Origin of the sequence: Bdellovibrio sp. HCB209 (assembly GCF_047306065.1) — a bacterium.
In the GTDB taxonomy this organism is placed as follows: Bacteria; Bdellovibrionota; Bdellovibrionia; order Bdellovibrionales; family Bdellovibrionaceae; genus Bdellovibrio.
This window is the reverse complement of sequence record NZ_CP178618.1, coordinates 3747136-3760366: the sequence shown is the minus strand read 5'-3', so window position 1 is coordinate 3760366 and position 13231 is coordinate 3747136. Positions and strand designations below refer to the sequence as shown.

Annotated in this window: 15 protein-coding genes; all 15 read right to left on the bottom strand. The window is 44.2% G+C overall.

Annotated elements, in window-relative coordinates:
- Positions 1-27 precede the first annotated feature (27 nt).
- Positions 28-504, bottom strand: a complete 477-nt coding sequence (locus ACLVWP_RS18310; RefSeq protein ID WP_413559105.1) for a Dps family protein — start codon at positions 502-504, stop codon at positions 28-30.
- An 83-nt stretch (positions 505-587) separates the two neighbouring features.
- Positions 588-1169, bottom strand: coding sequence for a DNA-3-methyladenine glycosylase (locus ACLVWP_RS18305; RefSeq protein ID WP_413559104.1), 582 nt, complete (start codon positions 1167-1169; stop codon positions 588-590).
- On the bottom strand, positions 1166-1864 hold the full coding sequence (pgeF, locus tag ACLVWP_RS18300) for a peptidoglycan editing factor PgeF (protein WP_413559103.1): 699 nt from the start codon (positions 1862-1864) through the stop codon (positions 1166-1168). The genes ACLVWP_RS18305 and pgeF overlap by 4 nt, the downstream gene beginning before the upstream one ends.
- Positions 1861-2883 (bottom strand): RluA family pseudouridine synthase, encoded by a 1023-nt coding sequence (locus ACLVWP_RS18295; protein ID WP_413559102.1) that lies wholly within the window; start codon positions 2881-2883, stop codon positions 1861-1863. The genes pgeF and ACLVWP_RS18295 overlap by 4 nt, the downstream gene beginning before the upstream one ends.
- A complete protein-coding gene (locus ACLVWP_RS18290) occupies positions 2873-3505 on the bottom strand; it encodes a helix-turn-helix domain-containing protein (protein WP_413559101.1) in 633 nt (210 codons plus the stop codon). The genes ACLVWP_RS18295 and ACLVWP_RS18290 overlap by 11 nt, the downstream gene beginning before the upstream one ends.
- A 7-nt stretch (positions 3506-3512) precedes the next feature.
- Positions 3513-4487, bottom strand: coding sequence for a P-loop NTPase (locus ACLVWP_RS18285; protein ID WP_413559100.1), 975 nt, complete (start codon positions 4485-4487; stop codon positions 3513-3515).
- 8 nt (positions 4488-4495) lie between these two features.
- Positions 4496-5200: a tRNA (adenosine(37)-N6)-threonylcarbamoyltransferase complex dimerization subunit type 1 TsaB gene (gene tsaB / locus ACLVWP_RS18280; protein ID WP_413559099.1), complete on the bottom strand. Its 705-nt coding sequence runs from the start codon at positions 5198-5200 to the stop codon at positions 4496-4498.
- Positions 5197-6873: an RIP metalloprotease RseP gene (rseP, locus tag ACLVWP_RS18275; RefSeq protein ID WP_413559098.1), complete on the bottom strand. Its 1677-nt coding sequence runs from the start codon at positions 6871-6873 to the stop codon at positions 5197-5199. Before rseP ends, tsaB begins: the two co-directional genes overlap by 4 nt.
- 76 nt (positions 6874-6949) lie before the next feature.
- Positions 6950-7783: a phosphatidate cytidylyltransferase gene (locus tag ACLVWP_RS18270; protein ID WP_413559097.1), complete on the bottom strand. Its 834-nt coding sequence runs from the start codon at positions 7781-7783 to the stop codon at positions 6950-6952.
- Positions 7755-8486: an isoprenyl transferase gene (locus ACLVWP_RS18265; RefSeq protein ID WP_413559096.1), complete on the bottom strand. Its 732-nt coding sequence runs from the start codon at positions 8484-8486 to the stop codon at positions 7755-7757. Before ACLVWP_RS18265 ends, ACLVWP_RS18270 begins: the two co-directional genes overlap by 29 nt.
- Before the next feature lie 14 nt (positions 8487-8500).
- Positions 8501-9067, bottom strand: a complete 567-nt coding sequence (gene frr / locus ACLVWP_RS18260; protein WP_413559095.1) for a ribosome recycling factor — start codon at positions 9065-9067, stop codon at positions 8501-8503.
- Between the two features lie 22 nt (positions 9068-9089).
- Entirely contained in the window at positions 9090-9803 is a 714-nt protein-coding gene (pyrH, locus tag ACLVWP_RS18255) for a UMP kinase (RefSeq protein ID WP_413559094.1), read from the bottom strand.
- Position 9804: 1 nt separating this feature from the next.
- Entirely contained in the window at positions 9805-10731 is a 927-nt protein-coding gene (gene tsf / locus ACLVWP_RS18250; protein WP_413559093.1) for a translation elongation factor Ts, read from the bottom strand.
- 161 nt (positions 10732-10892) lie between these two features.
- On the bottom strand, positions 10893-11816 hold the full coding sequence (rpsB, locus tag ACLVWP_RS18245) for a 30S ribosomal protein S2 (RefSeq protein WP_413559092.1): 924 nt from the start codon (positions 11814-11816) through the stop codon (positions 10893-10895).
- A gap of 266 nt (positions 11817-12082) precedes the next feature.
- Positions 12083-13222: an NAD(P)-binding protein gene (locus ACLVWP_RS18240; protein ID WP_413559091.1), complete on the bottom strand. Its 1140-nt coding sequence runs from the start codon at positions 13220-13222 to the stop codon at positions 12083-12085.
- Positions 13223-13231: the final 9 nt, after the last annotated feature.

Sequence of the window (13231 nt, the reverse complement as noted above, 5' to 3'; positions counted from 1 at the left end):
GGTCCCTTTCGAGACCCCTTTTTTGAACTATTTCTTTTCTAGCAAAGCTCTCAACATCCACGCTGTTTTCTCGTGAACCTGAAGTCTTTGAGTCAAAAGATCTGCTGTTGGTTCGTCACTTGCTTTTTCAACAACTGCGAACAAACCGCGTGCTGTGCGAGCAACAGTTTCTTGGCCAAGAACCAATGTCTCGATCATTTTTGTCGCGCTCAATTTTTCGCCTGGGATTTCTTTGATAGAAGAAAGCTTCGCGAATTCAGCGTATGTGCCCGGAGCATAGTGGCCCAAAGCACGGATACGTTCAGCGATCAAATCAACTGCCAACGCCAATTCGTTGTATTGAGTTTCGAACATCAAGTGCAATGTTTGGAACATTGGACCTTCGACGTTCCAGTGGAAGTTATGAGTTTGAAGATAAAGAGTGTATGTATCTGCCAAAAGAGTCGAAAGACCTTTTGCGATTTCTTTTCTGTCTTTGTCATTAATACCGATATTGATTTTCATCGAGGCCTCCTATAGCGCAACTTATCTTAGACCAAATCGCAGAAGGTTTGAAATGAAAATCAAATGCGACTCGACGAGAAAGGTTATTTCTTTGAAACGAATTTGTTGTCGGCGAGGTAAAATCTCAACGGCCATTCTGCGGCTTCACCTGCATAGTCGACGCCGATACGGGGTCTTGCGACAATCTGACTTTTTGAAACCTTGAATCCATCATCACTTAAGTACAAATCTGATTGTTTGCGCCACAGAGTGACGCCGTCTTGTTCCTTAGTGATTTTATAGTGACGACAGAGCTTTCCCGGTCCATTTGAAATGAGTTGGGATTTTTCAAATTTTGCGGGTATCGGTAAAGGTTCCACCGCCCGAATAAGAACGGCTTCAGGATGTTCTTCTGTTCGAGTCACAATGTTAAGACAATTGTACATTCCATAAATCAGATAGACATAACTGTGCCCACCCGAGAGGTACATGGATTTCACGCGGGGAGTTTGTCTGCCGCCGAATGTATGACAAGCGGGATCTTTGATTCCCAGATAAGCTTCGACTTCGACGATACGAGCAAGCTGTTCTTTTCCGCTGGTTTTAATGTGCAGAGTTTTTCCCAGGAGTGCTTTTGCAACCTTGGTGGTGTCCTCAAAATAAAAATCTTGAGGAATGATACTCATACTGTGCGCACCACAAAGCTGATTTGACGACCGGCTTTTTCTTTATCGCGACGATGGGAATGAAAGAAAGAATCTTTTACGGTATCTAAATGCAAAGTGGACACTTTCTCTAGAGATATTCCTTGGTGCTCGAGTTGAGCTTTGACGATCAAGTTCAGATCCACCAAGCTTTTTTCATTGGATAAGTCTGTATAAAATATTTCTTTATCCTCGCGAGACATCTCCGGGACGCTTGCAAGAATTTGATCGCGCACATCAAAGCCCACTTCAAAACTGTTCTTTTGAATGTGTGGACCGATCACGACTTCGATTTCCTGAGGAGGAATTCCGCGCTGAATAAGTTGATGAACTGTATTCACTAAGATGCGATTGGCAACTCCGCGCCAACCAGCGTGAACACCAGCAATGGTGCCGGTTTTAGGGTGATAGAATAAAGCGGGGACACAGTCGGCGGTGATCACACATAAAGCTAGATTTTTTGCCGTGGAGATATGTCCATCAGCATTGATTTGATAGTCGTTTGAACTGTCTTTTGATTCGACGACGATATCACTGTGTGTTTGCTTTACTCGGACAAAATCAAACTGGGGATATGCTGTTTTAAGATTTGCCAGTTGGGATTCTTGACCACCAAAAAAGTATGTCACAGAGGGCGTTTTGATTTCATAGCCCAATGGAGTTTGTTCGATGTTCATAGCAAACCCCATTTTTTGATGTAGGTAAGGACATCATCTGGCCACTCTTGTTTGAACAACATTCTTTCCTGAGTGCGTGGATGAGTAAATCCCAGCTCAGCAGCATGCAAAAGGAATCTTGGGAGTGAACGAAGATCTTCCTGAAGGATTCTTTGCTCGACCGATTTTATTTTCTTATCGGCGCCATACAAAGAATCACCTGCGATAGGCAATCCGTTTTCAGACAGGTGAACACGGATTTGGTGTGTGCGACCTGTTTCTAATTTTAGCTTCAAATAGCTAAGACCACTTTTGCGGGCCAAGACATCATAGTGAGTAACAGCCCATTTGCCGATTTCTGGGGGATCGTTTTGATCTTGCATCGGGCGACGATCGTCACCGATGACGGAGGCATATCTTTTACGATCTACAGGGTGGCGAGCTAGAAAACTACGAATAGTACCGTTTAAATTTTTCGCGGTACCGATACAAACAGCATAATAAATACGATGCGTGCTGCGCTCTTTAAATTGTGCAGTTAAGGACTCGTGGGCTTTGTCATTTTTTGCGACAACAATAATACCACTGGTTTCTTTGTCTAAGCGGTGAACAATGCCGGGGCGCTCTTCACCAAACTTCATGGATAGATCATCAGTGTGCGAAATCAGTGCATTTACTAAGGTATCGTGCGCATGTCCTGCCGCCGGGTGAACCACAAGTCCTGCAGGTTTATTGATGACGATCACATCGGAGTCTTCAAATAAAACATCGAGTTTTAAATCATAGGATTGAAGCTCCGTTGGGACAGGGGCGGGAAGAGAAATTTCAATTTCATCTGTGGCCTTCAAGGGATGAGACGCCTTAGCTATTTTCCCATTCACTTTTACCAAAGAGTTGTCGATCAAGTGAGACGCGCGGGAGCGGGTTTCCACCTCAGGAAGCAAGGCAATTGCTTTATCTAAACGCAGTCCCACCATCTCAGGCAGAGCAGTTATCTTGATTGTCTGATCAGAATTTTCAGTTTTGGATTTATTTTCCAAGCGCTTTTTTGAAGTTCTTCATATAGGATTCAGCGACAACTTTGTCATTCACCCCTAAAGCTCTAGCGATTTGAATCACGTAACCGCGAACAAATACTACAGCAGGAAGATTATCGGGTTCAGTTTTTTCGATGGCTTTTACATACCAAGAGTTGATCTTAGTAATCTCGCTCATGCGCTCAACAGTGATATTTTTGTATTCGCGAACTTTCTTAATGAATTCGCCCGTCCAATTTTCTTGGGCAGCGATTTCAGATTCCATCGCCGGATCTTTTGTAAAGGTAGTAGCAGGTTTTTTCTCTGTTGGTTTTACCTCAACAGATGAAACCTTTTTGCTAGCTTCAACAATAGATGCCAACGTCAGGTCATTAAGGGAAGCCATGCCGCTTAATAGTCTTTGGTCGTAAATGTTACGTAAGATCTTATTGCCAAGAACTTGGTAGGCTTCTTCGATTAAAACCAAAAACTCACGGGCTTCGTGTTCAGAAAAGATAGTGTAAATTGCTGGATTTTCGCCCGAATAAGTATTGCGAGCGCGCTCATAGGCTGCGGTCACTTCGTGTTGAGGTGAGTTCGCAGGTAATTCTAGAATTTCGTAGTAATTATACCGAGTCGCTTCCATGCACCTATTATACTACGGCGCGAAGTTCCTCAGGATCAATAAGTTGTTTGCACGTCCCCAAAAATTGTCCCGCCAATCCGGTGAAGGGTTGAGCGAAGAGCACGTGTTCACGGCCTTTTACTGACTGCCACACCGCATTGTCGAATTCGATGGAAGCGGCGAAATCAATACTAAGGTCGTAGTACTTGTTACACACACTTTTGATGCCGTAACCAAGTTCGGAGTGATTTTGATAGCGGCAGCTGTTAATGATCAAGCGAACTGGCTTTGCCGTCATGCTTTCAAAGAAGTCGTAGTTCAATCCGGTTTGTTCTTTAAGGAACGAACGGAATGAGAACGGTTTACCCAAAGTTCTTTGGCGATGACTGCGCAAAGTAGAGATCATGTTGCCGTAAGCATCTGGCGTGGAATCTTGTTTTAGAGTGTGGCAAACGAAAGCTTCGATAAAACGATATGTCTTTTCGATGCTTGTTGGCTCTGGAGAAGTTACTAGGAACTTTTCATCAGCGTCTTTGAACAACTCAAGATGTGGTTCAAGAGCACCGGCTCCCAAATCAACGATCACGTAATCAGCGCGAAGGTTGCGCATTTGCGGAATCAAATCTTGGATCTGCTGCATAGTAAAATCAATTGGAGACCAAGAATCCCAGAAACCTTGTACGTAGGAAAGATTCGAGTACTGAGTTGGAATCACCAGCTCTTGCAAAGGTTTTACACCTTCGAAGTAGTGACGGATGTTCATATGAGAAGGATTTACTCCCAAGACCGTGTGGATGTTTGCGCCACTCAGATCAAGATCGACGATAACGACAGTGTGACCAAGCTTTGAAAGTGTGATGCCCAAGCTTGATGAAACGAAAGTTTTTCCAACTCCGCCTTTACCAGAAGCAGTCACCCAAATTTTTGCGCTGCCCTTATCGTTAGACGAAGAGGTTTTGAAATTCAAAGGTTCGATGTTGTCGTTTTCAAAGTCGCGATCCATGGACTGTCCTATTTCAACGGGGAGATTAAAATTCCTTTTTTTGTCTCTTCGGCTTCAGATGCGCGAATATAAAGGGGAATAAACGATTTCCAGTCTAAAGTTTGTCCTCGAACAGCACGTCTTTCCGCCATCACTCCTAGAGTGCGAGCGTGAGGTTCATCGGAAAACTTTGAATCGCGATGCATTTTTCTTTTCAATTCTTCTGGGAAGTATTCATGAAAAGTATCCCAACCATCACCAACAACAGTAACTTCGATATCAATGTGCTGGGAAAGTTCGCGAACAGGAATGGCTGCTGGGCCCTTCAAATATTTTGGTTCATCCCCAGAACAATCAAATAATCCTAGGTACACCATGTTCTTGTAAGCATTCATGATTGCCAGAACTGGACGGGTTGATTCGTGGGCTTGTTCTGCCAGCAAAGTCAGGGAATCAATCGTAACCATGGGTTTGTTAAAGCTATACGCGTAGGTCTTACCTGCATTGGCAGCAACGCGAATACCTGTAAAACTCCCTGGACCCTGGCCGACAGCAAACACGTCGATATCCTCGAGTTTCAATCCAGCGGCAGTGAGTGTGCGTTCTACAAAAGGAGAGATGATTTCGGTATGGGATTTTTGTCGCTGGGAGGATTCCTCAGCGACAACTTTTCCGTCTTGAATGACAGCCACTCCACCAAGCAGAGTGCTGGTTTCCATGGCTAGGATTTTCATAGGCCCAAAATACGTGTGAAGTCGTTGAACAAGGCAAAGATCATCAAGCTCATCAACAGAGCCATACCCACTTGCTGTGCGATTTCCATTTTGCGAAGGCTTAATGGAGCACCTTTGATCACTTCAATCGTATAGAATACCAAGTGACCACCATCCAGCACCGGAACTGGAAGCAAGTTCAGAATAAATAGATTCACGGAGATGATCGCCATCATTTGCAAGAACTGAGTGATACCGATTTTATATGTCTCACTAGCAGCCTGACCGATAGAAATCACACCACCGATATTTTTTGGCGAGATCTTGGCTTGGAACAAACGTACAAAGCTCATTACAGTCATCACTGTAACATCCCAAGTTTTCTCTGCACCACGAGCAACCGCTGCGACCGGATTCAATGTGCGAACTACCAGAGTCTCTGGCATAGCAATGTTCACAACCGGTGCGATACCAATTGTATAACGTTTTTCTTCAGATCCCATCGCCGTCATTTGTGTTGTCATCTTCGGAGTGATTTTCAAATCAACCGTTTGACCTTCACGCAAGACTTTGATGTCGACAGGATTTTTGCCGTCGAATGATTTGATGTTCGCGATAACATCATCCCATTTCGCAAGAGTGACACTGTTGATTGAAACCAGGCGATCGCCTTCTTTCAATCCAGCAGCCTTTGCAGGGGAGTTGTCCATAACTTTGCTGAGGTAAAGTTCAGAAGACTCTAGGCCCAATGCAGACAAGCTGAACGTCTTCATCGATTCCAAGGCAGCCATTGTTACAGTGATCGGTTTATCAACCTTGTCACCTTCACGCTTACCAAGAACTTCAATCGTCAAAGTGTCTTTTGGATTTTGTTTCACCAAAGTTGCATCAAGATCTCTCCAGTAAGCAACTTTTTGACCGTTAATCGCAGTGATCGAATCACCAGTGCGTAAGCCCAAAGCGTATAGCGGAGAGTTGCCGATCACGCCCACCGTAGTCCCTGAAGACATTGGTGTTAGGCCATCAACATTCGCCATGAAGCTGTAAGAGCTTAGGATATTTGGATTTGCTTCGGCTTTTGCATTCACTGCAATTTTAGAAGTCTCTTGTGCACCTTCGTGTTTAACCACGACATCAAGGTGCAAATCTTGTTGTTCTTTCAAAGACAAAGTCTTTTGAATTTCTTCCCAAGTAGAAATTGGAGTGTCATTGATGGAAACAATTGTATCACCAGAGCGGAAGCCAGCTTCATAAGCTGCTGTCTTCTGATTGATGTCACCAAGAACTGGCATCTTAGCATCTTCACCGATCATCGCAACGGCCATGAAGATCACGATCGCAAAGAAGAAGTTCATCAAAGGACCGGCAAGTACAACTGCAATACGTTGCCACACAGTCTTGTGAGTGAAGGCTACTTTTTTGTCTTCTTCAGAAAGTTCAACGCCCGGTTGTTCACCGAACATTTTTACGTAACCACCAAGTGGAATGATGGAAAGGGCGTAAGTAGTGTCGCCTTTTTTGTATTTCAGAATTTTTTTACCGAAGCCAAGGCTGAACACCTCGACACGTACTCCACACCAGCGCGCGACAAGGAAGTGACCAAGTTCGTGAACGAAGATCAAAATTCCAAGTAGAACGACAAAAGGGATGATGGCTGAAAGACCGCTGTGCAGAACATTTAGTAGTATTTCCATCCGGTTATTCTAAATGGTTTCAGATGGTTGGAGCTACAAAATTACATACTTTATGTTGGGGTGCCCGACTTTATTCTTACGACAAAAGGTGAGACACGATCACAACGCCGAGTAGGACGACAGGACTTGCGAATAGGACCGCATCAATACGATCTAATACGCCACCATGACCAGGCATGATTTTTCCTGAGTCTTTTACGTCAGCTACGCGTTTTAAAAGAGATTCGAAGAAGTCTCCGAACTGACCGACATATCCTGAGACAGCGGCTAGTCCCACAATGAAATACCCAGGGAATTCCGGCAAAAGATACTTCCAGCAAAGCACGCCCGCTACTACGGAGCCCAAGATTCCACCGAGAGAACCTTCCCAAGTTTTCTTAGGAGAAACTGTCGGCATGACCTTGTGTTTTCCGAATAGAACGCCAAAGCAATACGCCATTGTGTCGCCAGCGAAAACCACAGCTAGTAGAAAGATAAACCAGAAAACGCCAGACTCTTGATCTAACAAACGGAAAGCAAACGAAGGCAGCAAGCCCACATACATCAATCCGAGTGCTGAGTGCGCTTGGAATTTCGTCATACGTTGCAAATCACCCGTTTTATGAAGCTTCAAGAGGCTGATCATGCACAGAGCGATCAACGAGATCGCAAAGACAATGGCGCCCAAATTCAAAGCCATAGTGGAAACTAAGAAAACAAAGAAAGATAAAAAGAAGAAAGCAGATTTCAAAGTTTTTGAAGGCTCATCTTTGAAAAGAATCGACAACAATTCCCAAGCACCCAACGCAACAGCGATAGCGATAATGATCTTAAGACCATTTACCTGTAGGAAATAATAAAGCGCAAAAATAATCGCCAATGCCACAAGGGCAGAAGCCGCTCTAGTTAGAAAGCTTTTCCAAGTTGTCATTTGTAGAGACCTTGCCGTAACGGCGTTGTCTCACGGAAAAAGCAGTGAGGGCTTCCTCAAGATGAGCTTCTGTGAAGTTAGGCCACAGAGTTTCCGTGAAGTAGAATTCCGAATAAGCGGCCTGCCATAGCAAGAAATTTGAAAGTCGTTGTTCGCCGCTTGTTCTAACGATCAAATCAGGATCTGGAGTCGGATACGTGCTTAACGAAGTGCTAATCAAAGCCTCATCGATTTCGTCAGGTTTAATTTCACCTTTAGCCACCATGTTCGCGATATCACGAACAGCCAAAGTCATTTCCTGGCGAGAGCCATAGCTCAATGCAAAGACCAAGTTTAAGCCTGTGCATTTAGATGTAGCTTCGCGAGCTTGAGAGATAGTTTTGAATACGTCAGCAGGAACTTTAGAAAGATCACCGATAACAGAGAAGCGAATATTTTCTTTAACTAGATTTGTAGTTTCCTTAGCCAAATAACGGCGCAGGATCTTCATCAAGAAAGAAACTTCAGCTTGAGGGCGGAACCAATTTTCAGTGGAGAAAGCATAGAGAGTAAGGTTTTTGATGCCTTTACGGGAGCATGCTGTGATGATTTTTTTAGCGACACGAGTACCTTTGATGTGACCAAAAGTACGTGGCTTTCGTTTGAGCTGAGCCCAACGACCGTTACCATCCATAATGATTGCAATATGCTTAGGTAGAGTCACCGGGCTCCCAAAACCTAGATAGTCAAAATTGACTTTTCTTTTTCGTCAGCGATTTGATCTACTTTTTTGATCATATCGTCTGTCACTTTTTGGATGTCTGCTTCGCCTTTTTTAGCTTCGTCTTCGCTCAAAGGTGCTTTTTTATCAGCTTTCATTTTTTTGATAGCTTCATTGGCATCACGACGAGCCATACGAACAGCTACGCGTGCTTCTTCAGCGATTTTCTTAACTTGCTTAGCAAGGTCTTTACGACGTTCTTCAGTTACGTCAGGAACTTTCAAGCGGATTACTTTACCGTCGTTCATTGGAGCCATGCCCAATTCAGATTTGATAAGTGCTTGTTCGATGTCTTTAAGAATAGATACTTCCCAAGGCGCGATCAAAAATGATTTAGCGTCTGGAGTAGAGATAGAAGCAACTTGAGATAGTGGAGAAGGATTGCCGTAGTAATTTACGCGAACACCATCAAGCATAGAAACTTGGGCGCGGCCTGTACGGATTTTCTTAAGTTCTTCACCCAAAGCAAGAATAGATTTATCCATTTGAGCTTGAGCATTTTTTTTAATTTCAGCAATAGCCATGTTGAATCTCCTTGGTTGGACTCTAGTGAACTAGAGTGCCGATGTTTTCGCCCTGAACAGCTTTTAGGATATTCCCCGGAACTGAAAGGTCAAAAGTAATAATCGGAAGTTTGTTATCCATGCACATAGAGATCGCAGTTGAGTCCATAACTTGAAGACCACGATTCAATACATCGATATAGCTGATTTTATCGAATTTCTTCGCATCAGCATGTTTCACAGGGTCTTTATCGTAGATACCGTCAACTTTAGTCGCTTTCATGATTACTTCAGCATCGATTTCCATCGCGCGAAGAGAAGCGGCTGTATCTGTTGTGAAATAAGGGTTTCCGGTACCAGCACCGAAGATCACCAGGCGGTTTTTCTCCAAATGGCGAATAGCTCTGCGGCGGATATAAGGCTCTGCAATTTCAGCCATTTCAATAGCTGTTTGTACACGAGTTGGAACACCAGCTTTTTCAAGAGCGTCTTGAAGAGCTAGGGCATTGATACAAGTCGCAAGCATACCCATGTAGTCAGCACTTGCGCGATCCATGCCTTCAGCGGATGCGGCAACACCACGATAGATGTTACCGCCGCCAATTACGAGACCAATTTGAACGCCTGCTTTATACGCCTCTGCTACGTCATGCGCGATCTGTGTGATCGTCGCTGTGCTGATACCAGTCCCTTGCTTTCCAGCAAGAGCCTCACCACTTAGTTTAAGCAAAATACGTTTGTAAACAGGCGCTTTCAAATTAGTGTCCTTTCATTTGAGCTGCAACTTCAGCTGCGAAGTCGTTGGATTTCTTTTCGATACCAGCGCCCAATTCAAAACGTACGAAACGTTTAACTGTAACGTCAGCGCCGATTTCTTTACCAACGTTTTTCGCCAAATCAGAAACTTTCAAGTCCGGATTTTTAACGAAAGCTTGGTCCATCAAGCAGTTTTCCGCCAAGAATTTGCGGATTTGACCTTCAACGATTTTTTCGATCATTTCTGGTTTTTTGCCTGACTCAAGATTTTTAGCAGTAAGGATTTCTTTCTCTTTAGAAACAACGTCCGCTGGGATTTGTTCAGAAGAAATAGCCATTGGGTTCATCGCAGCGATGTGCAAAGCAACGTCTTGTGCGAAAGTTTTCAATGCAGGATTAGTTACAGCTTCAGGTTTAGAAGCAGCAACTTCAATCATAACACCGATTTTGCCTTCACCGTGAACGTACGTGTGAACCAAAGTGTTTGCTGTAGAAGTGTATTTCTCTTGGCGGCGAAGAACGATTTTTTCACCGATAGTTGCAGTAGCTTCTGTGAAAAGGTCGCCCAATTTCTTAGAAGTATCTTTAGAGAATGGTTGAGACAAAACATCAGCAGCAAGTTCAGTTTTGAACATGTGCTCAGCTACGTCAGCAGCCAAAGCTTTGAAACCGTCGTTACGAGCAACGAAGTCAGTTTCAGAGTTGATTTCCATGACAAGACCAGTAGTGCCGTTAAGTTGTGCGAATACAGCACCTTCAGCAGCGATACGGTCAGCTTTTTTAGCTGCAGCGCCAAGACCTTTAACGCGCAACCATTCAACAGCAGCGTCGAAATCGCCAGAAGTCGCTTCAAGCGCCTTTTTGCAATCCATCATACCTGCGTTAGTTTTTTCTCTTAGCTCTTTAACAAGAGTAGCGGAAATAGACATTAGGAAGACTCCTTATAATAAGAACAGTAATAAAGATCTTTATCAAATAACTCTCTGGTGAAACCGGGAGAGTGGGATCCGCCTTCGCTAAAAGGCTCTGGCGGATACGGAACAAAGTAAAGGGTGGTCAAGCCACCCTTTCTTCAGAGACCTGACAGAAATTACTCTGCAGATTCGTCTTTGTTTTCAAGCTCAGCTTGGATCTCAACTTCTTCTGCTGTACCAGCAGCAACAAGTTTACGACCTTTGTTGGCTTTAACAACCGCTGGACCAGCAGCTTTTTTAGGAGCTTCTTTAGCGCCAGCTTTTGCAGGAGCGCGACGTTTTGGAGCTGCGTCGTCACCTTTAGCTTCTTTAGCAACGTCTGATTGTTTATCAGTCATTGTGCGGATTTTTTGTTCCCAAGTTTTAGCACCTTCAAGGTACGCTTCAGCAACTAGGTTTGCGAACAATTTGATAGAACGGATCGCATCGTCGTTACCTGGAATTGGGTAGTCGATAGAATCTGGATCAGAGTTTGTATCTGCGATACCAACAACAGTCATACCCAAGCGTTTAGCTTCAGCAACTGCGATGTGTTCTTTAGGAAGGTCTACTACGAACATTACAGAAGGCATTTCTTTCATGTCGCGGATACCGTTCAAGAACTCAGACAAACGAAGGTATTCTTTTTCGATTTTTGCGCGTTCTTTTTTAGTAAGGTAGTTGAATTCGCCTTTTTCTTTCATAGCATCAACTTTACGAAGACGATCGATAGAAGATTTGATCGTTTCGAAGTTAGTCATCATGCCGCCCAACCAACGTTTAGTAACGTAGTATTGACCGCATTTTGCTGCTGCTTCTTGAACAGGCTCGATAGCTTGTTTTTTAGTACCAACGAAGATCATGCGACCACCGTTAGCAGCGATTTCTTTTACGTATTCAGCAGCTTTGTTCGCACGAACAACAGTTTTTTGCAGGTCGATAATATGGATACCGCCGCGAGCTGTGTAAACGTAAGGTTTCATTTTTGGGTTCCAACGCTGTGTTTGGTGTCCGAAGTGAACTCCAGCGTCTAGCATTTCTTTCATGGTAACTTGTGCCATGGTAGTACGTCCTTTCTGGTTAATCCTCCTCTAGTGCAGAGCCAGCTTTTTTTGTTTCGCCGGAAGACCCCTTTTTCAGTACTGGGGGACCAGTTAGTGCTCTAGAGTGTGTTATTGTTGGACTCACGGGATATCATAGCGTGGCACAGAAGAGCAAGGATCTTTTGCTCAGTCTGGTAGCAGAGAATCCGTATTGAAAATCACCAAAAAGAAACGCCGCGACATTTCTGCGGCGGCGTTAATAAAAACATATAAATTTCAAACACTTACATACTTGCTTCGGAAAATTCCTCAGCGGGAGCCTCTGGGGCTGCAGTTTCTTCAACTTTGAAACCTAGGGAGGCAACGATCATTTCTGCCTGCAAAAGAGAGCCTACAAGGTTCTTTTGGTCGTTCAAAGTCGCTGAAGCCACCCACAAATTATCAAGGCTTGGGATGGTTTGGTTGGCGCTTAGTTTTAGGTCGCCAGTTCCTGCGATGTATGGAGAAACGAAGATTCGCTCAAGCTTCACATCATCCAATGCTTCTGGATAAGCGCGTTTGATTTGGCGTTTGATCTTTTTCAGAGTCATGCCCACCGTTTCGCTATCATCAGTCATTTCAGTTTCGATGAATGTAATCCATTGAGAAGCTTGGATCGTGTTTCCATCCACCTCAACAGCTGGAAGGAAGCGGCCTGCGCAAGGTCCGATCTCATCTTGAGTTGTACCGTTCAACACATGCACCGCTGTGGAGTCTGTAACGGCTTTGCTGTGGCAGATATCCAAGCACAAAGCTGTCCAGTAGGCATTCTTAGCCAGTTTAGAGCGAGCACGAACGGAGATAGCGTCTTCTGGTAGCAACAAAGACAAATCGCGAACTGTTCCTGCAAAGATAAAGTTCTGAGCGTGGATAGTTTTAGATCCATTTACAGTCACAGAAGTTACGCGGTCGCCTTCTTGGTGAAACTTAGTCACATAAGAACGCGGCATGAATTCGCCAGTGAATTTTTCCATCAGCAATTGAGACCATTGGAATGGTTGCAATCCTAGGTCAATGCGTTTGCTAGAGGTAAAGTAAGACAATTCCTCCCAGAAAGCGGGTGGATTGTCGCCGAAGCCCAAGAAAGTTTTGAAGTTTCCAGAGTCGTAAGTAACGGGTGCTTCATCAGAAACATCTGCGATCACTTTTTGACCCAAAAGGTTTTCTAAGAAACCCAATGCTTTTTCAGACAAAACAGAATCAGGAACAAAGCGGATACCGTTGTTGATAGGGCCTGTTGGGAAATTAATTTGTTTGTTGTTGCCGCCGGAATGATCCAAGCCTTCCAACAAAACTACGTTCTTAGTTTCGCGGCTCAAAGAAGCTGCGATGCTAAGACCTGTCAAACCACTACCAATAATTGCGTAATCATAAATATGAGCCATGCAAATACA

Excerpts from the sequence above, each read along its gene's own strand:
- ACLVWP_RS18310 (WP_413559105.1), bottom strand. The coding sequence starts at position 504 with ATGAAAATCAATATCGGTATTAATGACAAAGACAGAAAAGAAATCGCA.
- ACLVWP_RS18305 (WP_413559104.1), bottom strand. The coding sequence starts at position 1,169 with ATGAGTATCATTCCTCAAGATTTTTATTTTGAGGACACCACCAAGGTT.
- pgeF (WP_413559103.1), bottom strand. The coding sequence starts at position 1,864 with ATGAACATCGAACAAACTCCATTGGGCTATGAAATCAAAACGCCCTCT.
- ACLVWP_RS18290 (WP_413559101.1), bottom strand. The coding sequence starts at position 3,505 with ATGGAAGCGACTCGGTATAATTACTACGAAATTCTAGAATTACCTGCG.
- ACLVWP_RS18285 (WP_413559100.1), bottom strand. The coding sequence starts at position 4,487 with ATGGATCGCGACTTTGAAAACGACAACATCGAACCTTTGAATTTCAAA.
- tsaB (WP_413559099.1), bottom strand. The coding sequence starts at position 5,200 with ATGAAAATCCTAGCCATGGAAACCAGCACTCTGCTTGGTGGAGTGGCT.
- rseP (WP_413559098.1), bottom strand. The coding sequence starts at position 6,873 with ATGGAAATACTACTAAATGTTCTGCACAGCGGTCTTTCAGCCATCATC.
- ACLVWP_RS18270 (WP_413559097.1), bottom strand. The coding sequence starts at position 7,783 with ATGACAACTTGGAAAAGCTTTCTAACTAGAGCGGCTTCTGCCCTTGTG.
- frr (WP_413559095.1), bottom strand. The coding sequence starts at position 9,067 with ATGGCTATTGCTGAAATTAAAAAAAATGCTCAAGCTCAAATGGATAAA.
- tsf (WP_413559093.1), bottom strand. The coding sequence starts at position 10,731 with ATGTCTATTTCCGCTACTCTTGTTAAAGAGCTAAGAGAAAAAACTAAC.
- rpsB (WP_413559092.1), bottom strand. The coding sequence starts at position 11,816 with ATGGCACAAGTTACCATGAAAGAAATGCTAGACGCTGGAGTTCACTTC.
- ACLVWP_RS18240 (WP_413559091.1), bottom strand. The coding sequence starts at position 13,222 with ATGGCTCATATTTATGATTACGCAATTATTGGTAGTGGTTTGACAGGT.